This window comes from Sphingomonas molluscorum (genome assembly GCF_039522995.1).
GTDB classification, from domain to species: Bacteria; Pseudomonadota; Alphaproteobacteria; order Sphingomonadales; family Sphingomonadaceae; genus Sphingomonas; species Sphingomonas molluscorum.
In genome coordinates this window covers 1-22136 of the sequence record NZ_BAAAEL010000009.1, presented here as the reverse complement: position 1 = coordinate 22136, position 22136 = coordinate 1, and the positions used below count along the sequence as shown (strand labels likewise).

The 22136-nt window shown below is 66.6% G+C and carries 21 protein-coding genes, 2 tRNA genes and 1 pseudogene; 12 read left to right on the top strand and 12 right to left on the bottom strand.

What is annotated here, in order from left to right; all coding sequences use genetic code 11:
* Positions 1-3 precede the first annotated feature (3 nt).
* Positions 4-543: a shikimate kinase gene (locus ABDZ92_RS10380; protein ID WP_125960942.1), complete on the top strand. Its 540-nt coding sequence runs from the start codon at positions 4-6 to the stop codon at positions 541-543.
* Positions 540-1640, top strand: coding sequence for a 3-dehydroquinate synthase (gene aroB / locus ABDZ92_RS10375; RefSeq protein ID WP_125960943.1), 1101 nt, complete (start codon positions 540-542; stop codon positions 1638-1640). The genes ABDZ92_RS10380 and aroB overlap by 4 nt, the downstream gene beginning before the upstream one ends.
* A gap of 2 nt (positions 1641-1642) precedes the next feature.
* Here aroB and ABDZ92_RS10370 read toward each other — a convergent pair whose 3' ends face one another.
* The 6 genes from ABDZ92_RS10370 to ABDZ92_RS10345 form a co-directional block, all read right to left on the bottom strand.
* Positions 1643-1975 carry a DUF423 domain-containing protein gene (locus ABDZ92_RS10370; RefSeq protein WP_125960944.1) on the bottom strand — a complete coding sequence of 111 codons (333 nt, stop codon included), beginning with the start codon at positions 1973-1975 and terminating at the stop codon, positions 1643-1645.
* Positions 1976-1991: 16 nt separating this feature from the next.
* Entirely contained in the window at positions 1992-3773 is a 1782-nt protein-coding gene (locus ABDZ92_RS10365) for a cation:proton antiporter domain-containing protein (RefSeq protein WP_125960945.1), read from the bottom strand.
* Positions 3773-4207: an iron-sulfur cluster assembly scaffold protein gene (locus ABDZ92_RS10360; protein WP_125961086.1), complete on the bottom strand. Its 435-nt coding sequence runs from the start codon at positions 4205-4207 to the stop codon at positions 3773-3775. Before ABDZ92_RS10360 ends, ABDZ92_RS10365 begins: the two co-directional genes overlap by 1 nt.
* A gap of 58 nt (positions 4208-4265) precedes the next feature.
* Positions 4266-4808: a CvpA family protein gene (locus ABDZ92_RS10355; protein ID WP_125960946.1), complete on the bottom strand. Its 543-nt coding sequence runs from the start codon at positions 4806-4808 to the stop codon at positions 4266-4268.
* 65 nt (positions 4809-4873) lie between these two features.
* Positions 4874-6244, bottom strand: coding sequence for a DNA repair protein RadA (gene radA, locus ABDZ92_RS10350; RefSeq protein ID WP_125960947.1), 1371 nt, complete (start codon positions 6242-6244; stop codon positions 4874-4876).
* A gap of 70 nt (positions 6245-6314) precedes the next feature.
* Positions 6315-6527 (bottom strand): hypervirulence associated TUDOR domain-containing protein, encoded by a 213-nt coding sequence (locus ABDZ92_RS10345; protein WP_125960948.1) that lies wholly within the window; start codon positions 6525-6527, stop codon positions 6315-6317.
* Between the two features lie 90 nt (positions 6528-6617).
* Here ABDZ92_RS10345 and ABDZ92_RS10340 point away from each other — a divergent pair, with 90 nt between their 5' ends.
* Complete coding sequence (locus ABDZ92_RS10340) at positions 6618-7769, top strand: glycosyltransferase family 4 protein (RefSeq protein WP_125960949.1); 1152 nt, start codon at positions 6618-6620, stop codon at positions 7767-7769.
* 21 nt (positions 7770-7790) lie between these two features.
* Here the strand turns inward: ABDZ92_RS10340 and ABDZ92_RS10335 are convergent, their stop codons facing one another.
* Together ABDZ92_RS10335 and ABDZ92_RS10330 are read right to left on the bottom strand one after the other, a co-directional pair.
* Complete coding sequence (locus ABDZ92_RS10335) at positions 7791-8120, bottom strand: DUF2218 domain-containing protein (RefSeq protein ID WP_125960950.1); 330 nt, start codon at positions 8118-8120, stop codon at positions 7791-7793.
* On the bottom strand, positions 8117-8752 hold the full coding sequence (locus ABDZ92_RS10330; protein ID WP_125960951.1) for a PadR family transcriptional regulator: 636 nt from the start codon (positions 8750-8752) through the stop codon (positions 8117-8119). The genes ABDZ92_RS10335 and ABDZ92_RS10330 overlap by 4 nt, the downstream gene beginning before the upstream one ends.
* A gap of 108 nt (positions 8753-8860) precedes the next feature.
* Between ABDZ92_RS10330 and ABDZ92_RS10325 the strand changes: the two genes are divergently transcribed.
* From ABDZ92_RS10325 to ABDZ92_RS10300, 6 genes are all read left to right on the top strand, one after another.
* A complete protein-coding gene (locus ABDZ92_RS10325; RefSeq protein WP_125960952.1) occupies positions 8861-10189 on the top strand; it encodes a replication-associated recombination protein A in 1329 nt (442 codons plus the stop codon).
* Positions 10144-11049 (top strand): hypothetical protein, encoded by a 906-nt coding sequence (locus ABDZ92_RS10320; RefSeq protein WP_241211864.1) that lies wholly within the window; start codon positions 10144-10146, stop codon positions 11047-11049. The genes ABDZ92_RS10325 and ABDZ92_RS10320 overlap by 46 nt, the downstream gene beginning before the upstream one ends.
* Positions 11050-11066: 17 nt before the next feature.
* A tRNA-Thr gene (locus ABDZ92_RS10315) sits at positions 11067-11142 on the top strand.
* A gap of 58 nt (positions 11143-11200) precedes the next feature.
* Entirely contained in the window at positions 11201-11752 is a 552-nt protein-coding gene (locus ABDZ92_RS10310; RefSeq protein ID WP_272695070.1) for a sugar O-acetyltransferase, read from the top strand.
* A 124-nt stretch (positions 11753-11876) separates the two neighbouring features.
* Complete coding sequence (locus tag ABDZ92_RS10305) at positions 11877-12743, top strand: diacylglycerol/lipid kinase family protein (RefSeq protein WP_164521273.1); 867 nt, start codon at positions 11877-11879, stop codon at positions 12741-12743.
* A gap of 5 nt (positions 12744-12748) precedes the next feature.
* Positions 12749-14422 carry a sulfatase-like hydrolase/transferase gene (locus ABDZ92_RS10300; protein WP_125960954.1) on the top strand — a complete coding sequence of 558 codons (1674 nt, stop codon included), beginning with the start codon at positions 12749-12751 and terminating at the stop codon, positions 14420-14422.
* Between the two features lie 36 nt (positions 14423-14458).
* On the opposite strand, the gene ABDZ92_RS10295 is transcribed toward ABDZ92_RS10300, so the two are convergent.
* Positions 14459-14543: transfer RNA gene (locus ABDZ92_RS10295), tRNA-Leu, on the bottom strand.
* Between the two features lie 112 nt (positions 14544-14655).
* A pseudogene (locus ABDZ92_RS10290) lies at positions 14656-15534 on the bottom strand (YifB family Mg chelatase-like AAA ATPase); the annotation flags it as partial.
* 89 nt (positions 15535-15623) lie between these two features.
* Here ABDZ92_RS10290 and ABDZ92_RS10285 point away from each other — a divergent pair.
* Complete coding sequence (locus ABDZ92_RS10285; RefSeq protein WP_125960955.1) at positions 15624-17354, top strand: recombinase family protein; 1731 nt, start codon at positions 15624-15626, stop codon at positions 17352-17354.
* An 18-nt stretch (positions 17355-17372) separates the two neighbouring features.
* Here ABDZ92_RS10285 and ABDZ92_RS10280 read toward each other — a convergent pair whose 3' ends face one another.
* Positions 17373-18341, bottom strand: coding sequence for a hypothetical protein (locus ABDZ92_RS10280; protein WP_125960956.1), 969 nt, complete (start codon positions 18339-18341; stop codon positions 17373-17375).
* Between the two features lie 989 nt (positions 18342-19330).
* Here ABDZ92_RS10280 and ABDZ92_RS10275 point away from each other — a divergent pair.
* Positions 19331-20575, top strand: coding sequence for a hypothetical protein (locus tag ABDZ92_RS10275; RefSeq protein WP_343762706.1), 1245 nt, complete (start codon positions 19331-19333; stop codon positions 20573-20575).
* A gap of 160 nt (positions 20576-20735) precedes the next feature.
* Here the strand turns inward: ABDZ92_RS10275 and ABDZ92_RS10270 are convergent, their stop codons facing one another.
* Complete coding sequence (locus tag ABDZ92_RS10270) at positions 20736-21221, bottom strand: hypothetical protein (protein WP_125960958.1); 486 nt, start codon at positions 21219-21221, stop codon at positions 20736-20738.
* Positions 21222-21477: 256 nt separating this feature from the next.
* Here ABDZ92_RS10270 and ABDZ92_RS10265 point away from each other — a divergent pair, with 256 nt between their 5' ends.
* A complete protein-coding gene (locus ABDZ92_RS10265) occupies positions 21478-22110 on the top strand; it encodes a hypothetical protein (protein ID WP_343762699.1) in 633 nt (210 codons plus the stop codon).
* Positions 22111-22136 lie beyond the last annotated feature (26 nt).

Here is a 22136-nt window from a genome sequence, read left to right as displayed (position 1 = left end):
ACGATGCTGCAAACCCATGCCTCGACACCGCCGTGGAGCGGAAAGCCGATCGTGCTGGTCGGGCTGATGGGCGTGGGCAAATCCACCGTCGGTCGCCGGCTGGCGCACCGCATGCGCCTGCCCTTCGTCGACGCGGACAATGAGATCGAGCGCGCCGCCGGCATGACCATTGCCGAGATGTTCGAGCGGTTCGGCGAAGCGCATTTCCGCGACGGGGAGCGCCGCGTCATCGCCCGGTTGATCGACGGCAGCCCCAAAGTGATCGCCACCGGTGGCGGCGCCTTCATCAACGAAGAGACGCGCGCGCTGATCCTGGAACATGGCCTCGCCGTCTGGCTCGATGCTTCTCCGGCAGTCCTCGCCGAGCGGGTCGGCCGGCGCGACCACCGCCCGCTGTTGCGCGGCAAAGATGCCAAGACGGTGCTGACCGAGCTCGCCGCGGTGCGCAACCCGTTCTACGCCATGGCGCCCGTGCACATCGTCAGCCAGCAGGCCCCGCACGAAGCCACCGTCAACGCCATCTTGGAGGCGATCCGCCCGTGACCACCATTCCCGTTTCGCTCGGCACCCGCAGCTATGACGTCGTCATCGAGGCGGGGCTGCTCGCGCGAGCCGGGGATTTGCTGGCGCCGATCGCACGCGGCAGGCCGATGCCGATCGTGGCGGACGAGGCGGTCGCGCCGCACCTGGAGACGCTGCGCGCGTCGCTCTCGGCCGCGGGTATCGCGAGCGAGGCGATCGTGCTGCCCGCCGGCGAAGGTTCCAAGAGCTGGGCCACGCTCGAACTGCTGATGGACCGGCTGCTCGCACTTGGGGTCGAGCGGCGCGATCATGTGATTGCGCTCGGCGGCGGCGTGATCGGGGACCTGGTGGGCTTCGCGAGCGCCATCCTGAAGCGCGGCTGCGGGTTCGTGCAGGTGCCGACCACCCTGCTGGCGCAGGTCGATTCGTCGGTGGGCGGCAAGACCGGCATCAACACGCGGGCCGGCAAGAACCTCGTCGGCGCCTTTCACCAGCCGGCGATCGTGCTCATCGATCCGACGACGCTCGACACCCTGCCATTGCGCGAGGTCCGCGCGGGCTATGCCGAGGTGGCCAAATACGGCCTGATCGACGATCCCGAGTTCTTCGCCTGGTGCGAGCGCAATGCCGACCGGCTGCTCGCGAGGGACCCGGAAGCGCGCGAGATCGCGATCGCGCGATCGGTCGCAGCCAAGGCGCGCATCGTCGGGGAGGACGAGCGCGAGACGAGCGGCCGACGCGCGCTGCTCAACCTCGGCCATACCTTCGGCCATGCGCTGGAGGCGGAGGCAGGCTTCGACGGGTCGCTGCTGCACGGCGAAGCGGTTGCGGCAGGCATGGCACTCGCCTTCGCGTTCTCAGCGAGCCGCGGCCTGTGCCCGCCCGAGGATGCAGCACGCGTGGCGGCGCACCTGCGCGCGGCGGGTCTTCCGGACGGCCTTGCAGGGGCCGGGATCTCGGCAAGCGGCGCTCGGCTGGTCGACCATATGCGGCACGACAAGAAGATGGAGGGCGGAACGCTCGCGCTGCTGCTCGCGCACGGGATCGGCCAGACTTATGTCGATCGCGGCGTGGCGCTGGAAGAGATCGCGGCGTTCCTCGACACGCAGCCGCGCTGAGCTCAGCCGCGCAGGCCCGTCCAGGCCAGCCATAGCCAGCCGAGGATCAGCAGCGTGCCCCCGATCGGAGTGACGGCGCCAAGCCAGCGCGGCGCCCCGAAGGCCATCGCATAGAGCGTACCGGCAAAGATCAGCGCCCCGGCCACGAACAGCCATGCGGGCCCGCGCGCCTCCAGCCGCAGCGCGACCAGCGCCGCGACGGCGTGGACGAGCTGATACTGGCCGCCCGTTTGCAGCCATTCCCGCGCCTGGCCCTCGGCGCCATGCGCACCAAAGGCGCCCGCGCCCACTGCGAGCGCGCCGGACAATGCGGCCAGAATCATCAGCAGGTTCATCGACCGTTCCCTTCCCTCACGCCTCGCGCGAAAGTCCGTCGCGGGCGGCGCTTCCCCGTTCCTGGCTGAACATCGCCTCGCGCCCGGCATAGAGGTCCTGCGCCTCGAGCTGCTGGGCGAGCCGCTTGGTGTCCAGGTTGCGATAGGCCTCTTCGGTCCGGTCGATCTCCGTCTCGTCGACGCCGACGCACGCCATCGCCTTGCGCGCCATGGCGACTGCGGAGTCGAGCACTTCGCGGACATAGCCCTCGACCGGAGCACCCTTCAGGCGAAGGATCGACAGGCGATCAAACACGCGCATGAAGATCACGGCATCGGGGAAGGCGAGCTTCACCGCTTCGAGATCGCCCGGCTCCATCTGCTGGCCATCGATGCAGAACAGCAGCAACTGCGCCTCGTCCGCGCCCGCCCGGCGCAGCGTATCGATCCGAGTGCCGTCACCGTAGTATACCTTCATGCCGAAGTTGCCGGCACGCTCGATCGTCACCGGGTCCGTGTCGATCAGCGTCACGCTGATACCCTGGCCGATCAGCATCTGCCCGACCGTCTGCCCGAAGCGGCCGTAGCCGATCACCAGTGCCGCGGCGCCGTCGTGCTTGGGACCATCAAGCCCGTCGGTGCTCGCCTGGGGCTCCATGCGAAAGCGGCGGGTCAGCATCATCAGGAACGGCGTCGTGGCCATCGAGAGCGTGACGACGGCACCGAACACGCTGGCAGCCTCGGGCGCGATCAGCAGGGCATGCTGGGCCTGGGCGAACAGCACGAAGCCGAATTCGCCGCCCTGGCTCAGCAGGAGGCCGAGCGCCAGGGCCTTGCGCCACGGCATACCGAACAGCAGCGCAAGGAGCCCGATCACCACGGCCTTGGTCGCGATCAGCGCCAGCGCCATGCCCGTCACGAACACCGGCCGCTCGGCGATGGCCGAGAGATCGAGCAGCATGCCCACCGAGAGGAAGAACAGGCCGAGCAGGATCGCGCGGAACGGCTCGACGTCCGCCTCGAGCTCGTGGCGGTACGGACTGTCGGCCAGCATCACCCCTGCGATGAAGGCGCCGAGGGCGGTCGAAAGACCGAGCGCCTCCATGATCGCCGCGGAAGCGATGACCGTGAACAGGCCCGCGAACACGAACATCTCGCGCTCGCCCAGATTGCCGATCAGGCGGAAGAGCGGTCGCAACAGGAAGCGGCCGGCGAGGATCAATCCGGTGATCGCCAGCACCGTGTAGAGCGCCAGCATCCATCCCGGGGGGCCGCCCACATCGTCCGGATTGCGCGAAAGCGCCGCCACGATGGTGATCAGCGGGACGATCGACAGATCCTGGAACAGGAGGATCGAGAAGGCGCGCTCGCCGTACGGCGTCTTCAGGCGCCCGGCGGACTGCAGCATCGGCAGCACCTGGGCGGTCGAGGACAGCGCCAGCGGCAGACCCAGCGCGAGGGCGGCGGGGACGGTGAAGTGCGTGAACAGCCAGACGACGCCGGTGATGGCGATGCCGCACAAGGTCACCTGAAGCAGGCCGAACCCGAAAATGTCCCGCTTCATCCGCCACAGCCGCGACGGGCTGAGTTCCAGCCCGACGAGGAACAGGAGCAGCGTGATGCCGAGCTCCGCGATGCCCATCTTGGCCTCGGCGTCCCCGACGAGCCCCAGGACCTGCGGCCCGACCACGACGCCCGCAACCAGGAAGCCCAGCGTCGCGCCGAGCTTCAGCTTGCGGAAGATCAGAACGAACAGAAGCGCTGCCCCAAGCAGCGGGGCGAAGTCGCGGACGAACGACGTGGCGGAATGTGCCTCCATCAGCCCGGCCGCCCTTCGCGAGCGGATCGAGCGGCCTCGGCCGCAGCCTCGAACGCGAGGCGGATCGAGGCGTGGCGGGCGCTATGCGGTAGCGCCGGCTCGAACAAGGCGAGGCCGGGCCAGTCGGGGGGTCCCTTCCCGCCCGCGAGCCAATCCGACAGCGCCTCGCGTGCCGCGTCCAGTTCCTCGGGCGTGCGGCCGATCGCATGCGCCGCCATCAGCGACGAGGATGCCTGGCCGAGTGCGCAGGCGCGCACCAGCATGCCGAGTTCGGATACCCGCCCCGCGGCATCGAGGTTGAGGTCGACGGTGACGCGACTGCCGCACACCGGCGAGCGCTTCTCGACGCTGGCCATGGGCGACTCCAGCCGCTGCTGGTGGGGGATGGTTGCGGCAAGCCGCAGGATCTCGGTGTTGTAGAGCGGCGCGGTCACGCGGTGCATGTAGACCGCCGATGCGCTGGGTGCGAGGGGCAAGGCGCCCCAAAAATCATCAGTAGGACGTGTTCGCCGCGGCTTCCCCGAACATCGGCTCGCCACGCCGGCGCCGGTAGACGATGTCGGCGATGCCGGCGCTGGTGGAATCGAGCAGCGCATAGGTGCGTGACTGGGTGATCCAGTCCGGCCGGCGCTTCGGCCCGCCCGCGATGGTGTCGATCACCAGCACCAGCAGGAGGAAGCCAAGGCTGCACAGCACCAGGCCCTTCACCGCGCCGAAACCGAAGCCGAGCGCGCGATCGACCGGCCCCAGGATCGAGGTGCGGGTGCGCGAGCCCACGCCATTGGCCACGAGCCGCCCCAGGAAATAAACGATGCCGGCGATCAGCGCGAAGGCCAGCGTCGCCGCGCCCGCCGAAGTGCCGATCACGCCCACCAGCGCCGCGCTCACCGGCGTGTGGAACAGCTTGATCGCGAAGACGACGAAGATCCAGGCCATCAGCGACAGCACTTCGGTCACGAAGCCGCGCTTGAGGCCCAGCAGAGCGGCACCGCCGACGATCAGCAGCACCACGATGTCGAGTGCGGTCAGTTCCATCGATGCCCTCCCCAGCGCCTGCTCGCCCCCCTATCGGGGCGTCTTCGCGAAGTCGAGTCGTGCCCTCAGCGGCCCAGCATGTGATCGACGAAGGCCGGCAGGTTGCGAAAGGTCGACAGGGTGAGACTGGTCCCCTCCACCCCCTGGGCACCTGGCACCATCGCACGTCCGAAGCCGAGCTTGCCCGCCTCCTTCAACCGCAGCGCACCATGGGCGACCGGACGCACCTCCCCCGACAACGCCACTTCACCGAACGCGATCGCATCGGTCGGGACGGGCCGTTCGGAGAGCGCGGACACGAGCGCCGCTGCGACGGCGAGATCGGCGGCAGGATCCTGCACGCGGTAGCCACCCGCGATGTTGAGATAGACTTCGGAGGTTGCGAAGGCGAGGCCGCAGCGTGCCTCCAGCACCGCCAGGATCATCGCCAGCCGCCCCGAATCCCAGCCGACGACCGCACGGCGGGGCGTGGCGCCGGAGGCGAGCCGCACCGTCAGCGCCTGCACCTCGACCAGCACGGGGCGGGTTCCCTCCAGCGCCGGGAACACCACCGTACCGGTGACGCTCTCGTCGCGGCTGGTGAGGAACAGCGACGACGGGTTGGAAACTTCGCTCAAGCCCTCCGTCGCCATCGAGAAGACGCCGATCTCGTCGGTGCCGCCGAAGCGGTTCTTCACCGCGCGCAGGATGCGATACTGGTGGCTGCGCTCGCCTTCGAAAGCCAGCACCGTGTCCACCATGTGCTCGAGCACCCGCGGCCCGGCGATCGAGCCGTCCTTGGTGACATGGCCGACCAGCACCAGCGCCGTGCCGCGCTCCTTGGCAAAGCGGATCAGTTCCCCCGACGAGGCGCGCACCTGGCTGACGGTGCCCGGCGCCCCCTCGATCAGGTCGGAGTGCATGGTCTGGATCGAATCGATCACGAGCAGGTCGGGCGCCTGCCCTTCGCCCAGCGTCGTGAGGATGTCCCGCACCGAGGTCGCCGCCGCCAGCTGGACCGGCGCGTTGCCCAATCCCAGGCGCCGCGCCCGCAGCCGCACCTGGTCGGCCGCCTCCTCGCCCGAGACATAGGCGACGGACTTGCCCGCCAGCGCGAGCCGGGCGGTCGCCTGGAGCAGCAGCGTCGACTTGCCGATCCCCGGATCGCCGCCGATCAGCGTCGCCGAGCCCTCGACGAAGCCGCCGCCCAGCGCCCGGTCGAGTTCGGAGATGCCGGTCGCCATCCGATCCGGAAGCGGGATGTCGCTGTCGAGCCCGGAGAGCTGGATCGCGCGTCCGCCGGACTGGAGATTGTGCCGCGCCTGGAAGGGCGTCACGACGGCGCCGGCGTCCTCGACCAGCGTGTTCCAATCCCCGCAGTCGCCGCACTGGCCCGCCCATTGCGCGGTTACCGAACCGCATTGCTGACAGACGTAGCGCTTCCGGGGTTTTGCCATGCCCCGCCCCTAGCACGCGCAGAACGAAAGGGGAATATCGAGCAGCGGCCCGCCGCCTGCCACCGCCCGCTCAGTGCAGCTCGGAGCCTTCCTTCAGCACCTTGCCGCCGTCTTCCTGGACGATGAGGTAGGCCGGATTTTCCTTGCAGCCGTTGCGGACGATCTTGCTTCCCTTGATCGTGCGCTGGACCCGCCGCTCGAACTTCTCCTCGACCTTGCCCTCGGCCGTGCCCTTGCCCCAGCTCCAGCTGACCTTGTCGCCCTTGGAATAGCCGTTCGCCATTACATCTCTCCGCCTGTTCGGGAGCAAGCGCGGCGGACGGCGAATCGTTCCGGTGGCGTGCGCGGGCATGGGGGGCTATGGGCCGCCTCCATGCAGCCGTCCGACCTTCGTGTCGCCCTTTTCAGTGGCAACTACAATTACGTGCGCGATGGCGCGAACCATGCGTTGAACCTGCTTGCCGGCCATCTGCTCGCGCACGGCGTGACGTTGCGCGTCTATTCCCCGACTGCGGAGAATGCGGCGTTCGCGCCCACGGGCGAGCTGGTGAGCGTGCCTTCGATCGGCCTGCCGGGCGGGCGGGGCGAGTATCGGCTCGGGCTCGGCCTGCCCGCCTCGATCCGCCGGGATCTCGCCGGCTTCCGGCCGAACATCGTCCATGTCTCGGCACCCGACGTGCTGGGTCACCGCGCCGTCAGCTGGGCACGGCGGCACGACGTCGCCTGTTTGGCCTCGCTCCACACACGCTTCGAAACCTATGCCAGCTATTATGGGATGGGGTTTCTGGAGCCGATCTTCACGACCCTGTCGCGCCGTTTCTACAACCGGTCCGATCAGGTGATGGTGCCCACGCCGTCGATCGAGGCGCTGATCCGCGGCTGGGGCGTGACGACGCCGATCGGGCTGTGGGGCCGCGGCGTCGACCACGACCGCTTCCACCCGGGCGCGCGCAGCCTGGAATGGCGCAGAGCCCTAGGCGTCACCGATGATGAGGTGGCGATCGGCTTCCTCGGCCGGCTGGTGCTGGAAAAGGGGCTCGACATCTTTGCCGATGTGGTGGCGCTGCTGCGCGACCGCGGCGTGCGGCACAAGGTGCTGGTGATCGGCGAAGGACCCGCGCGCGACTGGTTCGCGGAGCGCGTTCCCGACGCCGCCTTTGCCGGCTTCCAGCGCGGCGATGCACTGGGCCGGGCGGTCGCCTCCATGGACGTGCTGTTCAACCCCAGCGTCACCGAGACCTGGGGGCAGGTCACGTCCGAAGCCATGGCCGCCGGAGTGCCGGTGGTCGCAGCCCGCGCCACCGGCGCGGTGGACCTGATCGACGACGGCGTGACGGGCGTGCTGGTGCCGCCGCGCGACGTCACCGCCTATGCCGACGCATTCCAGCGGATCATCCGCGATGGGGAGCTGCGGAGCGCGATGGGCGCTGCCGGCCATGCCAAGGCGCAGCGCTATCGCTGGGACACCGCCAACCAGGCGGTGCTCGACGCCTATCTTCAGATACTGGGGCGGCGCGGGCACTGATCCAGCGCCCGCGCCGCCGGATCAGGCAGCCTTCCAGTCGAAGGCCAGCGGCGCCTCGCGAAAGGCGAAGCGGTCGAGATGCGACGCGACGACCTGCTTCAACGCCTCCAACTGCTCCGCGGAGCTGGCATCGATCCGCACGGTCAACGTCGCCTCGCCGGCTTCGAACGAAGCGCGCCCGTCTGCTGGGAAGTTCGCCCCGCGCGCGTTGTGCGGGAACACCACGGTGCCTCGCTCGGGGGTGAACTCCACCTGCAGATTGTGACTCCAGTGCTTGCAGAGCTGCTGGAGATAGCGGCTGCCGGATGCGGTCGGCACCTCGGCCGCCGCGCTGAACGCGCCGGCGCTCATGCGAGACGCTCGATGCGCTGGGCGGCTTCGTCCAGAATGGCGGCCACTTCGTGCAGCGTCTCGGGCGGCACCTCCTCTCCGGCCAGCCGCTGGCCCAGCACGGTGCGCAGATTGCCCATCGCGCGCTTGACCGGGCCGCCGCTGGTGCGTGCGGTCATGGTTCCGACCTGCGCCAAGCGTCCGAGCAGCGCCTCGACCTGTTCGCGCTGCTCGTCGAGATGCGCAACGCCTGCCTCGGTGATCGCATAGGCCTTGCGCCCGGCCGCTTCCGCCTGTTCCTCGATCAGCGCCATGTCGGCGAGAAGGGTCAGGGTCGGATACACGACGCCCGGGCTCGGGGCGTAGACGCCGCCGGTGCGCTCCTTGATCTCCCGGATCAGGTCATAGCCGTGACGCGGCTGCTGCTCGATGAGTGCGAGCAGGACCAGCCGCAGATCGCCGCCGTCGAAGAGGCGACGGCGGCCGCCACGACCGCCCCGTCCCTCCGCCTCATGGTCCCAGCCGCCGAAGCCGCCGCCGAAGGGACCGCCGCCCCAGGGGCCGGCGAAGCGACGGCTATCAGGCCGCTCGCCCGAGCCGCAGCCGCCGCGACCGTCATGGTGGCGGCGGGAATGATGATGCATGCCGAACATGGAAGCTCCTGTGTAAGTTCGATAGTGCAAGATATATCTTAGATTGGTTCGCGCAAGACGCTGTCGCACAAGGCTGCGCATTTTCGCGTCGACGCCTATATCGGCGACATGGCCGACCTTTTTGCTGCCTTCGATCCGCCTGCCCCCGCCGAGGTGCCCACCACGGGTCCGCTCGCCGATCGGCTGCGTCCGCGCCGCCTGGAGGAGGTGGTGGGCCAGTCGCACCTGACCGGTCCCGAAGGCGCGATCGGCCGCATGGTCGCAGCCGGAAAGCTCTCTTCCATGGTGCTGTGGGGGCCGCCGGGAACCGGCAAGACGACGATCGCGAGGCTGCTTGCGGACGCCGTCGGGTTGCGCTTCGCATCAATCTCGGCGGTGTTCTTCGGGGTCGCCGATTTGAAGAAGGTGTTCGCCGAGGCACGGGACCATGGCCGGCTCGGCCGCCGCACGCTGTTGTTCGTGGACGAGATCCACCGGTTCAACCGCGCGCAGCAGGACGGCTTCCTGCCCTATGTCGAGGACGGCACGGTGACGCTGGTCGGGGCGACCACCGAGAACCCGTCGTTCGAACTCAACGCCGCGCTCGTCTCGCGCGCGCAGGTGCTGATCCTGCGCCGGCTCGACGCAGAGGCATTGGAGACGCTGCTCACCCGCGCCGAGGAGGCCGAGGGTCGCCCGCTCCCGCTCGACGCAGACGCGCGGGCGGCGTTGGTCGCGAGCGCCGATGGCGATGGCCGCTTCCTGCTCAACCAGGCGGAAACGCTGTTCTCCATCCAGCTGGACGCGCCGCTGGACCCCGCCAGCCTTTCCGCGCTGCTCCAGCGGCGCATGGCCGTCTATGACAAGGATCGCGAGGGGCACTACAACCTCATCTCCGCGCTTCATAAGTCGCTGCGCGGATCGGATCCCCAGGCGGCGCTCTACTATCTCGCGCGGATGCTGACCGCGGGCGAGGAACCGCTCTACGTGCTGCGGCGGATCACGCGCTTCGCCAGCGAGGACATCGGCCTCGCCGACCCGCAGGCGCTGGTGCAATGCCTCGCCGCCAAGGACGCCTATGACTTCCTCGGCTCGCCCGAGGGGGAACTCGCGATCGTGCAGGCGTGCCTCTATTGCGCGACCGCGCCCAAGTCGAATGCCGCCTACAAGGCGCAGAAGGCGGCGTGGCGATCGGCGAAGGAGACCGGCTCGCTGATGCCGCCGCAAAACATCCTCAATGCTCCCACCAAGCTGATGAAGGAGATCGGCTATGGCGAGGGCTATGCCTATGACCACGACAGCGACGACGGCTTCTCCGGCGCCAACTACTGGCCGGAGGAACTGCCGCCGCAGCAGTTCTACGCCCCGACCGAGCGCGGCTTCGAGAAACGGCTGAGCGAGCGCATGGCGTGGTGGGACGCGCGGCGCCACGGTCGCAACCCGGATGCGGCAAGCTGACGGCCCCCGAGCACTTCACCCGCTTCGCCGCGATCGACTGGTCAGGCGCCAAGGGACACCGTCACAAGGGGATCGCGGTCGCGCTCTGCGAGGCAGGCAGCGCCGCGCCCGAACTGGTGGTGCCACCCCGCGGCGTCTGGTCCCGCACGGACGTCCTCCACTGGCTGAAGGCGCAGGCGGACACGCCGTTGCTGGTCGGGTTCGACTTCAGCTTCGCGCCGCCATGGATCGAGCGGGGCGCCTATCTGCCCGGCGAGCCGACGCCTTCGACGGCGCGCGCGTTCTGGGCCTATGTCGAGGCCGACTGCCCCGACGCGGACCTGGGCGCCGCTTCCTTCCTGGAGCGGCGGCGCGGCAGCCACTTCTATCTCGGCGCCCGCGACGGTGCGAAGGCGCAGTTCCTGCACTACCGTCGGTGCGAAGCGGCCTATAACGCGAGCGGGATCGGCCGGGCCTCCACGCTCTATGACGCGATCGGTGCGGCCCAGGTCGCCAAGGCGAGCTTCGCGGGCATGCGATTGCTCCACCATCTCGGCTCCAAGGTTCCGATCTGGCCGTTCGACCCACCGCCGGCGCAGGGCGCACTGGTGGTCGAGATCTACACCACGGTCGCAGCGCGTGCGGCCGGGGTGCGCAAGGGGCTGAGCAAGCTGCGGGACCCGCAGGCCCTCGACGCGGCGCTGGAGGCGCTCGGCAGCCGCCGGCACACGCCGCTCAACCGATATGACGACCACGCCACCGATGCGATCATGGCCGCGGCCTGGCTTCGGCGGGTCGCCCGGACACCCGAACTGTGGCAACCCGCGGCGCTCACGCCCACAATTCGGCGAAGCGAAGGCTGGACCTTCGGCGTTCTCTGACGCAAGGGGGGCGCAACGCCGGTTTAGCTCAGCTGGTAGAGCAGCGGTTTTGTAAACCGAAGGTCGCGGGTTCGATTCCTGCAACCGGCACCAGCCCTCCAGCAGGGCATCCGCCATCTTACCGGCGGCCGGTCCGCGGAGGCGCTTCCCAGTGACAGGACCTTCCGAGAAGCAGAAGATGCTCGCCGGCGAGCCCTATCGTGCGAGCGATCCCGAGATCGTTGCCGACCAGGAAGCCGCCGCCGAGTGGATGCAGCGGTTCAACGCCGCGACTGGAACGGCGGAGCGCGAGGCATTGCTGCGCGCACGTCTGGGCTCGGTGGGTCTGGGCGCCACGATCCGGCCGCCCTTTCACTGCGACTATGGCACCAACATCCATCTCGGCGCGGGCGTCTTCCTGAACTTCAACTGCGTCATCCTGGATGTGGTGGAGGTCCGCATCGGCGACGGCACGCAGATCGGTCCCGGCGTGCAGATCCTGACGGCCGATCATCCCCGCGATCCGGCCAAGCGCGCCGCGGGCCTGGAGTGGGGCCGTCCGATCGTGATCGGTGCCAACGTCTGGATCGGCGGCGGCGCCATCCTCTTGCCCGGCATCACCATCGGCGACGACGCGCTGATTGGTGCGGGCAGCGTCGTCACGCGCGACATCCCCAGCGGAGCAGTCGCCGCCGGCAACCCGGCGCGGGTTCGCGCGCGCTGAGGATCGTCCCACTTAGGAGCAGTGCGAGGCCCCGCCCGCTCGCGCATTGCTTGATCGCGCGCCCGCGACCTCTAGGGTCTGCCCCAGTTGCCGCTGCGGCAGGCTTGCTCAGGGACGCAACCAGTTGAACGAAGGCGGCCACCGCATCCAGATCGTGGTGAACCCGTCGGCAGGCCGGGTGCGCGGATCGACGCTGGCGAGGATCCGCACGGGCTTCGAGCGGGCCGGCGCGCAAGTGGTGCTCACCGAATGCGGGCCGGGGCGGCCGGTCACCATCGCAGAGGATGTCAGCCACGTCTGCGTGATGGGCGGGGACGGCACCATCCGACACGTCGCCGCCGCAATGTTGGCGGCCGAACGTGACCTTCCGCTCAGCATCTATCCGGCAGGAACCGTCAACCTGGCGCATCGGGAGCTACGCTCCCCGCTCGATCCGGATCGCTACGCCGCTTATGCGCTCGAGAACCGGGAGCGGCCGCGGCACCATGCCCTGCGCGTGGGCCCGGCGCTGTGCCTTTCCTGCGCCAGCGTGGGACCGGACAGCCAGGCGGTCGCGGCCGTGTCGCCGCGGCTGAAGCGGCGGATCGGCCGCCTCGCTTATGGGGTCGCCTTCTTCCGGGTGCTCCTGAACTGGCCGCGCAAGCCGATCCGGATCGCCTGGGAGGCCGGCGAACTGACGTGCGAGGCGGTCTATGTGGCCAAGGGCCGCTTCTTCGCCGGTCCGTGGAGCTTTGCGCCGGAAGCGGACCGCACCCGGCCCATCATGCATGTGGTCGCGCTGCGGACGGCTAGGCGCCGCGACGTTGTCCGCTTCGCATGGGCGCTGCTGCGCGGGCGCTGCCCCTCGGATGCCGCCAACCTCGTCGCGTTCTCGTGCACCGACCTGTCGGTAGAGGCCGACGATTCGCTGCCGGTACAGGTCGACGGCGATGCAGAGGCGGTCCTGCCCGTGCGCATGACGATCGAACCCATCTCCTTTTCCGTCTGCTGAGCGCCATGCGAACGACTGCCAAGCTGCTCCTGATCCTGGTCTACCTGCTCACCGGCGCGGGCGGCATTGCCGAGCGGCTCCAGTCGCTGGGACTCTCGCCGGGATTGCCGATCTACCTCGGGCTCTTCGGGCTGCTGGCATTGGCGCTCGTTGCCGCCGCCTTTACCCGGCCTTGGGCGCTGCGCTGGGCGCTAGCCGCGCTCCTCTGCGCTGCCGCCTTCTTCCTCGATTCCTACGAGGCGATCACGCGCGAGCCGATGAGCTACGACGCGTTCATCAACATGTGGAACTCGGCCGCCTCCGCACCGGAGGCGATCGATCAGCATGCCGGGGCGATGGCGGGGACGCTCGCGCGATCGTTGCTGTTGTTCGCGGGCCTCGTCCTGCCGCCGCAGGGCAGCCTGCTCCTTGGCAGGCTTGCTCCTGTGGCTCCCTTGGCTGGGGTCCTGCTGCTCGCCGGCATTCTCTTCGTGCGCGGCGGCGAAGGCGGAACGGGGCTCCCCGGCCCGTTCACCCCGCTCGCCTACTCCAGCCTCTTCCTCTACGAGCGCCTCGCGGAGGGTGCGCCACATCGGAAGGCGGTGGCGCTTCGACCGGTGCGGCCGCCCAGCGGCGACATCGTGCTGATCGTCGATGAGAGCGTCGCGGGCAACTACCTCGACCTGAACTCCCCGAGCGGGGCACGCAGCGGCCTACTCCAGCCGCGGGCGGGCGTCGCGGTGCATGACTTCGGCCTGGCGGCATCGATCACCAATTGCAGCGTCGGCAGCAACGTGACGCTACGCCACGGCGGCACCCGCGAAGACTATCGCCGCATCAATGCCACCATGCCCTCGATCTTCGACTATGCGAAGGCTGCCGGCCTCCGCACCGTCTACCTGGACGCGCAGGGCACGGGCGGCAGGCTCCAGAACCTGATGGGCGCGCAGGAACGGCAGCAGATCGACCGCTTCGTCCAGTTCGATCGCGTTGCCGTGCGCGACCGGGACATGGCGGTGGCCGATACGCTGGGCGCATCGCTGCGCAACGGCACGCCGGAGTTCGTGCTGGTCAACAAGGTCGGCGCGCACTTCCCGGTCCACGACAAATACCCCGACGCCTACATGCGTCACCGCCCCGCCCTCGCCCGTGGACACTACGTCGGGATCAGCGACACCGGGGATCGCACCGGCTTCGGCGGCACGGCTGCCGAATGGGTCCGCTACCGCAACGCCTATCGCAACACGCTGGACTGGAACGTCGGCGCCTTCTTCGACCGGCTGCTCGACGGCGCCGACCTGTCGCGGGCGACGCTGATCTACACGTCCGATCATGGGCAGGACCTGCACGAGACCGGCAGTCCGGGCAGCAACACCCATTGCAGCGGCGATCCGGTGCCACAGGAAGGGCTCGTACCGCTGGTGGTGATCGACGGCGACACCCCGGCGGGGCTTTCCTGGACCAAGGCGGCAGCGGCAAACCGCAACCGGATGAGCCACTATCGGATCTTTCCGACCTTGCTGGGGCTGATGGGCTATCCGGAGCCGGCCGTTCGCCGCCTCTATGGGGAAGCGCTGACGGCGCCGACCGCAGACCCCTTCACCTTCAACACCCGGTTCAACGCGCGCCTGGGGCTGGAGCCACGGTGGGAGAAGATCGACCTCGCCAAGATCGCGCCAGCGCCGCGTGACACGGAGTAAGCGCGAACACGCCTGGCGGTAGATCACTCTGGAAGCTGGTGCGGGTGGTCGGACTCGAACCGACACTCCTTGCGGAACCGGATTTTGAGTCCGGCGCGTCTACCAATTTCACCACACCCGCACGGTGCGCGCCGTCCCCCGGACAGCTGGTGGCGGGGCTATACGGCAGGGCATTCGCAAACGCCAGAGTCTGCGAATATGCTGCGGCCGATCAGGCGAACCCCTGCTCCATCTCAGGCGCGCGGCGGCTGGCGGCGATAGCTGAGCGCCTCGGCGACATGGAGGCGCCCGACGGTTTCTGCGCCCGCGAGGTCCGCGATGGTGCGGGCGACGCGAAGCACGCGCGTGTAGCTGCGCGCCGAAAGCCGCATCGCCTCTGCCGCCTGGGCGAGCAGCTTCGCGCCGGGGGCGTCCGGCGTGGCGGTCGCCTCCAGCACCTCACCGTCCGCCTCCGCATTGGTGCGCGCGGCGACGTCCCGGTAGCGGCGCGCCTGCACGGCACGGGCAGCGGCGACCCGCGCCCCCACCTCGGCCGATCCTTCGGCAGCCGCAGGCAGCGCGAGGTCCGCGGCGCTCACCGGCTGCATTTCCAGGTGGAGGTCAATGCGGTCGAGCAACGGGCCGGACACCCGCGCCTGATAGTCGACGGCACAGCGCGGCGCCCGGGAGCAGGCCAGTGCCGGGTCCCCCAGATGTCCGCAGCGGCATGGGTTCATCGCCGCGACCAGCTGGACGCGCGCGGGGAAGCTGACGTGCGCGTTCGCCCGAGCCACGCTGACGTTTCCGGTCTCCAGCGGCTGACGCAGCGAATCGAGCACCGCACGCTGGAACTCCGGCAGTTCGTCCAGGAACAGCACCCCCAGGTGGGCCAGACTGACCTCACCGGGCCGGACTCGCAGGCCGCCGCCAACCAGCGCCGCCATGGAGGCGGAGTGGTGCGGGGCGCGGTAGGGCCGCGCCCGCGTCATCCGGCCGCCCGTGAGCGTGCCTGCGACCGAAGCGACCATCGAGACCTCCAGCGCCTCGCCCGAATCAAGCGGCGGGAGAATGCCGGGAAGGCAGGACGCGAGCAGCGACTTGCCCGCACCCGGTGGGCCCACCATCAGCAGGTTGGGTAAGTCACAATCAATGGAGCCGCCACACGAAAAAAGTAGACAGATTCAAAATCTGTGGCAGCACTTTTGAGGAAGGAGCTTCGCCCATGAAGGCAATCGTCTACGCTCGCTGGAGCAGCCTTGAGCAGGCAAAAGAGGGCCGCACCACCCTCGCCCGCCAGCTTTCCCTTTGCGGGAGCTTCGCTGAGCGTAACGGCTATACCGTTGTTGAGCGCATCACGGACGAAGGTCGCAGCGCTTGGACCGGCGATAACATTCGCACGGGCAATCTGGGCAAGCTCAAGGAACGCCTTGAGCGCAATGGCGGGCACGATCTTACCATCATTGTCGAAAAGCTCGATCGGCTCAGCCGCCAGTCGCCCCTTGTCGTGATGAACTTCCTCCAGTCGCTTTGCGCCACCGGGGCAACGATCGTCTCGGCGGACGGACGGCACAAGATCACGGGTGACGATCTCCACCGGAACATGATGGGGGTGCTGAGCGTCGTTTTCGAAACCTTCAGGGGCTTCGATGAGTCGCAGGCCAAGAGCGAGCGCGTTGGCGAGGCGTGGCGGATCAAGCGCGAGCGTGGCGGGGCCATGACGAAGATTTGCCCCGCTTGGTTGCGTCTCAAGGCCGATCGCTCGGGATACGAGTTGATCCCCGACCGCGCCGCCGTCGTTCGCCGCATCTTTGCCGATATCGACGCTGGCGTTGGTAAGTTCACCATCGCCAATAGCCTCAACGCTGAAGGCGTGGAGCCGTGGGGCACGGGTAAGAAGAAGGGGAATGGCTGGCACGCCAGCTACATTCACAAAATCATCACGAACATGGCTTGCGTGGGCGACTACCAGCCCCACCGGAAGGCCAAGGCGGACGTGCGCCGCACGCCCGATGGCGAGATTATCCGGGGCTACTTCCCCGCCGTGATCGATGAAGCGACGTTTGCCCGCGTGAACGATCGCCGCACGGTGCGGCTCATGGCTCAGCAGCGCCCCGGACGCTCGCTGGTGAACCTGTTTGGCGGGCTGGGTAAGTGCTCTTGCGGTGCGATCATGACGATGCGCTCGCGAGGGGTTTCCGTGCGCGCGGATGGCACGAAGGTGCGCGAGGATTACCTCTATTGCGACAGCGCCATTCGGAAGCGGGGATGCGAGAACCGCGCGGGCTGGAATTATGAGGCGATCGAGCGGGGTGTCCTCGACAAGTTGCTTCACCTCGCGCTTGATCCCTCACACTTCCGCAAGGCTGACGTAGTGGCACCGCTCGAAGCCGAGCTTGCGACTCTCAAGCGCCGCCTCGCCGACGACGAAAAGCGCATGGCTAAGGCTTACGCGCTCGCCCTTGAGGATGATGAAGACGACAATGCGCAAGCCGGTTATCGCCGGATCAAGCAGACGGTTAAAGATGCCAAGGCGGCGATCTCGGCGCTTGAGGAACGGCTTGCCGCCGCATCCGGTGCAGTCTCGCCCGAGCAGCACTTGAAGCGCGTTGATGAAGTGCGCGCCCTCATGAACAGCGATGATCCCGACGAACGCTATCAGGCCCGAGCCAAGGTGAAGCTCGCGCTCAACGATCTTGTCGCTAAGATGACTTTTGGACTCAAGGATCGCGTTTCCGTCCTGCTTGTGGATCAGGCGCGCTTGTTCAGCATTAAGCGTGATGGCTCAATCGGTGAAGACCTCGACCTTCGCGCCATGTTCCCCGGCGAGCTTGTGAACGGGCGCTTCGGCCCCTCGACTACTCGCTTCGAAGGCGGGACGACTGTCAACAACGAGCTTAGTCCTGAGCAGGAGGCGGGGCTTGCGGGCTACTTGCGGCGGCAACGGGCCGCGTAGGCACTTTCCCGATTTAAGCTAATCGCGCATCGCCTTCTCGGATACGTAGGAGCAATACGAGCAAAGCCCTTCGTCTATGCCATCAAGGAAATCCTGTATGCTGATGCCCTCGCCGCATCTGATACATTGCGAGGTATAATCCAGCGCCTCACCGCAGCTTGCGCACCCTCCCTCCTCTTCCAAGAGCGTGTCACGGCCACAAGCTGGACAAGTATAGACAGGGCCGTTCTCCCCGGTCTCCTTAGCACGTATGTAGGTGTCCGCCCCGAATAGCCGCTCAACGGCGTTCTCGACAGCCTCATCGATATCGTGGAAGGCTCCGCACGTTTTACAACGAAGCTCAACGAGATGTTGACTCTGGTTAGCGGGCTCGACTTGTTCAATAAGCTCCGACTGGCAATCGTCACAACGGAATGATCTCTCATTGATGGATGGCGAAAACCACTTAACGTGTTCAAGAGTTGCGCGAGCTTCCGCAAGCTGGTGGTCGTAAAGCACCTTCGTCTCCAGCATGCCCGCCCATACTTCCTCCAGAAGCTCTACTGGGTCTTCCTCCATCTGGCGCAGAAGCGACGCCACAACAGGAAAGCCGCGACTGATAGCTTCTCGGATCGAGTTCGAAGTTTCGGAGGTGTAATGGTGCTCCATGTCGTTACGAAGTTTGTTAAGGCTTTTGAGCGCGCTTTGATCCAACGATATGTTGAAGTCTTTTGCCCGTTCGGCAATCTGATTGAAATCGACCGTAGACTGCCCGATCTGCTTCATTTCGACGCCTCCCATGCCGTCTGGGACAGGCTTCACCTTTGCCCCGATCACGACCGCAGGGTCGGCCTTGGGCGCGGCTCGGATAATGGCCTCCTTCGCGAGTAACAGGACACCTGCATAGAAGTTACGGACAGCAGAGATGTCGCGATCGGCGTCTTGCTGTTTGAAGTCCTCAAAACCCATACGGATAGACGAAATCGCGTTTTCGAATAGCGACGGCATCGGCGTTCCCCTCGTGTCGCGCCAACCATGCCACGCCGATGAGACGTTTGAAAAGGCGTGCGCCGAACACGCACTCCGACAGGCGAGACGGTCATGGGCCTAAATAACAGGTGATCCCCCGCACCATTGTTGAACGCTACTATCTGGAACGTGCCCAAGCTGAGACCGCCGACGATAAGCGCCGCGTCTGGCGCACGTATGCGCGTGCGGTGATCGAGGAGTTTCAGCGACCCGAGCGCCGGGTTCACGTCCGAACGCTTGGCGCTCCCCTCATCATCTGGCGACGGGCGCACGGCGATGATCATAGTTGGGCGTGCCCGTGCGGCGAGACGATCCGCTATCAAGCCTCGCAACCCGACGACCTCGAATGCGAGGAGTGCGAGGAACCCCTAACCGAATACACAGAAGGGCTACCGAAGCGCGAACCTCGATATTGGGCGCGCCTGCCCCTTCACGATCTCCAAGAGCTATGGCTTGCGCTTGAGCGCGCACGGCACCGGGCGAGCGATGAGTAATCGCCGCAAAAGCGCTCCCGCTCCCCTACCCGTCCCGACGACCTCACCCCCGCTCAGCTTGCCATGATCGAAGGGGCGACCAGCGACGCGGCCCGCGCGGTGCTCCTAAGCCTGTTTGCGAAGGCGCGCGGGTGTTAATTGTTTATCGCCGGTTCTGAAGCGCTAAAGCTTTTCCTTGTATGTGACATTAAGGCGACGCAAAGCTTAACGGTGCGCGTCTGAACTCGCGTAGCCCCTTGTAAATGCGTGCTTTCCTATAATCGTTTAACGGCAGAGTTCGCTTTCTGAGCGGGGTCGCAAAGATTTTGTAGACAGATTTCAAAAGTGTGAGAGGCTTATAGCGTAAGCAGCACCTAAAGCCGAGTTAAGCCCATGCCCAACCTTACCGATAAGCTCGACAGCCTGATTAAGTCGATCGAACGCGAAACCGCTAATAGCCTTGAAGCCCTCGCCGCTGAGCGTGACGGGTTCAAGATGCGGGCGGAAGTCGCCGAGGCTGAGCGCGACAATCTCAAGTTTCGGCTTGGTCGCGTGATCAACGCTCTTGACCTGAACCTTGCCCCGATCGTGCCCGCCGAGCCTGCCCCGGATGGTGAGGACGAGCCCTTGGCCCCGGCGCTTGATACGGACTTTCTGGAAAGCGAGGAACGCGCGCAACGTCACTTCCTCTTGCGCCACCTCAACTACAAAGCGCCCGAGCCGATCGACATTAGCGATGCGATCAACGACGCTTGGGGGATTGGCGGCATTGTGATGATGAGCGAGGAACGCGCTAACCTCATTCTCGATCGCCTCTTTGCCGAATACTCCAGCGCGATGGGTAACAGCGACGTGCTCACGCACCGGATCGCCGATTTCGACGTGCCCGATGATTTCGATTGGGATGCGGCAATCGCTCGCCTTGACGCGATCCTCGAGGCTGGTGAGCCCGTGCCGACGTTCAAGGGCTGGGATGACGACAAGCCCGCCACGCCTGAGCCTGCCCCCAAGCCGCGCCGTCGCCGCAAGGCGGCACTTGGCCCCAAGGCGGACGCCAAGCCCGTGGCGGTGCCCGCGCAGCCCGACAACGCCAATGATGCCGCAATCATCCGGGCGCTTGAGGGTGCCGCTCAGGATCGCCCCGGCGAGTTCATCAAGGTGGCGGACCTCTACGCCCGCGCCAAGCTGGCGGGCTATACGAACGGTGAGCCCGCGCTTCGCTTCCGCATGAAGCTGGCGGCTAACCCGCTCGCCAAGCAGCGTGCCGACATAATCGAGGAACAGGCATCGCCGCTGGCGTGGAAGTTGCGCGATCCTAAGCCCGATGGTGGCGACAAGATCGACCAGCCCGACGCCGACGATAAGGCCCCGGTTGCCCCTGAGCCTGCCCCGGACGCTAAGCCCGAGCCCGTGAAGCTCTACGGACGCCTTGCGCCCGCCGATCGCCTCAAGCGCGACCGGCTCTTGCTCGCAGCGCTCGGCGACGAAGGACGGACGTTTAGCGAATGGTCGCGCGAGATCACCGCGCGGGGCGGCGACATGGGGCCGAACCCCTCGCACTTTATTGAGGCCGCGCAACAGCGCATGAAGGTTGGCTATACCGGGAAAGACGGGCCGAGCCGCCACGGACTGTCTGTTAAAGACGGCTATATCACCCGCAACCACTTTGGCGGGGGCGCGACGTTCTACGCTTACCCGTCGCTAAAGGAAGCGCTCGCTAAGCTGGAGGCGAGCAAGTGAGCGCCTTTCTCGACTTTCTGGAGTCTGAGCTTGGTTCGTTCAACGACGCGATCGTGAAGGCGCGCGTGGGCGGATAAGAGGCTCGCCAGACGCTGAAACGAACAAGGGCGGGCCTTGCGGCCCGCCCTTCCTTTTAGCCCCTCAGTGGCCCTTAAACGGCTCAGGAGTCCTTTGCCGCCTTCCGTGCCGCGACGCTCTCGGCGAACCGAGCGCGACGCTCAGGCGACCAGCCCGCGCGCTTGGGCTTAGGCGTGATAGCGTGCGAAGTGAGCTTCACGCCCCCGGCGAGCGGATCGCTCTTGCCCTTGCTCGCGTTGTGAAGCGTTTCGTCCAACTCGCCCGCCTCAACGTCCTTGCGAAGCTCAGCAAGCGCGTTGGGGAAGCGCTCAGCAGGAATGAAAAACTCGCTCTTGCCCTCGATCATCACCGGCACGCCCGCCAGCTTGGGCATGAAGCGAACCGTGTTGTTGTTGGCGCTCCACAGAGCGTTCGCGCCACGGGGCTGCTTGCCTTCGTCAAACTGCTTAGCCGCTTTGTCGAGCGCGCTCAGGAACGGCTTCCGGTGCTTCGTTTTGTCCGGGGCAACGTAGTGGAAAGCTTCAGAAAGCTTGTCGTCTACCAGAGCCAAGAATCCCTTCAACGCCATGTTCCGACTCCTCTACAGCAGTTCGCTTAAGCGCCCCGTAAGTCGGTTGCGCCCGCACTTCAAGATTTTACTGAGCCATGGCGGAGAAATCCCGACGGCCTTAGCGATTTCTTTCGTGCAAGGCTTGATCGCCGCCCTATGGGCGTCACCAGCCGATCTGAGCGACATTCTCGGTAAGCGCTGGCTCAGATCGTCAATCCCGAATGATCATCCCCGCCCCCATGACAGGCGGAGCCTTTCTCCGTAGGCTGACAGAATGAAAACCAAGACGATTGGGGTAGGTCTACTACTGGTGGGGGCGGGAGCGCTCGCGGAAGACGCGCGCTCTTGGGCCGTTGGCGAGCTTCTGAACGCCATCAAACCAGCCGGAGGCTGGAACCTTGCGGGCATCGTGAGCATGCCATGGGGGAGCATCATAGGCGTCCCCGTCTTCCTGATCGCTGCGTTATGGTTGCTATGGGACGCCTTCGGGCGAGCTTCCTTTCGCGCCCGGTTCGGCGCTGAGAGAGTGCTGGCCGAGCATGTGGCCCCGCTCAAGGCCAGATTCGAGTTCAATTATGCGCACATTCAAAACATCTACACGGCACTTGGCGCGCTTCGCGATCGGGAGCGGTTGAAGGAGTCGAGGGAAAAACTCGAAATCACTGAGCGGAGTATCTGGCAGCTTACCGCACTGCCAGAGATTAACGATTCGCTTGCGTTCACCCTAACCTCGTTCGAGGCCGAGTGGACCGACGAACTCAATTATTGGGTGAGCATCGCGCAGGCCTACGATGAAGGAATCGGCACCCGCATCAACACGCTCTCGGAAGAACAGAGGAAAGAGCCCCTGCCCTTCAACGCTGAGGGCTTAGGGTCAGGACCCATTGATGTGAGCGTCGCGATCTGATTCAGGCTCCGCAAGGAGACCGGGAT

Excerpts from the sequence above, each read along its gene's own strand:
- ABDZ92_RS10380 (WP_125960942.1), top strand. The coding sequence starts at position 4 with ATGCTGCAAACCCATGCCTCGACACCGCCGTGGAGCGGAAAGCCGATC.
- ABDZ92_RS10370 (WP_125960944.1), bottom strand. The coding sequence starts at position 1,975 with ATGAACCTGCTGATGATTCTGGCCGCATTGTCCGGCGCGCTCGCAGTG.
- ABDZ92_RS10365 (WP_125960945.1), bottom strand. The coding sequence starts at position 3,773 with ATGGAGGCACATTCCGCCACGTCGTTCGTCCGCGACTTCGCCCCGCTG.
- ABDZ92_RS10355 (WP_125960946.1), bottom strand. The coding sequence starts at position 4,808 with ATGGAACTGACCGCACTCGACATCGTGGTGCTGCTGATCGTCGGCGGT.
- radA (WP_125960947.1), bottom strand. The coding sequence starts at position 6,244 with ATGGCAAAACCCCGGAAGCGCTACGTCTGTCAGCAATGCGGTTCGGTA.
- ABDZ92_RS10345 (WP_125960948.1), bottom strand. The coding sequence starts at position 6,527 with ATGGCGAACGGCTATTCCAAGGGCGACAAGGTCAGCTGGAGCTGGGGC.
- ABDZ92_RS10340 (WP_125960949.1), top strand. The coding sequence starts at position 6,618 with ATGCAGCCGTCCGACCTTCGTGTCGCCCTTTTCAGTGGCAACTACAAT.
- ABDZ92_RS10335 (WP_125960950.1), bottom strand. The coding sequence starts at position 8,120 with ATGAGCGCCGGCGCGTTCAGCGCGGCGGCCGAGGTGCCGACCGCATCC.
- ABDZ92_RS10330 (WP_125960951.1), bottom strand. The coding sequence starts at position 8,752 with ATGTTCGGCATGCATCATCATTCCCGCCGCCACCATGACGGTCGCGGC.
- ABDZ92_RS10325 (WP_125960952.1), top strand. The coding sequence starts at position 8,861 with ATGGCCGACCTTTTTGCTGCCTTCGATCCGCCTGCCCCCGCCGAGGTG.
- ABDZ92_RS10300 (WP_125960954.1), top strand. The coding sequence starts at position 12,749 with ATGCGAACGACTGCCAAGCTGCTCCTGATCCTGGTCTACCTGCTCACC.
- ABDZ92_RS10285 (WP_125960955.1), top strand. The coding sequence starts at position 15,624 with ATGAAGGCAATCGTCTACGCTCGCTGGAGCAGCCTTGAGCAGGCAAAA.
- ABDZ92_RS10280 (WP_125960956.1), bottom strand. The coding sequence starts at position 18,341 with ATGCCGTCGCTATTCGAAAACGCGATTTCGTCTATCCGTATGGGTTTT.
- ABDZ92_RS10275 (WP_343762706.1), top strand. The coding sequence starts at position 19,331 with ATGCGGGCGGAAGTCGCCGAGGCTGAGCGCGACAATCTCAAGTTTCGG.
- ABDZ92_RS10270 (WP_125960958.1), bottom strand. The coding sequence starts at position 21,221 with ATGGCGTTGAAGGGATTCTTGGCTCTGGTAGACGACAAGCTTTCTGAA.
- ABDZ92_RS10265 (WP_343762699.1), top strand. The coding sequence starts at position 21,478 with ATGAAAACCAAGACGATTGGGGTAGGTCTACTACTGGTGGGGGCGGGA.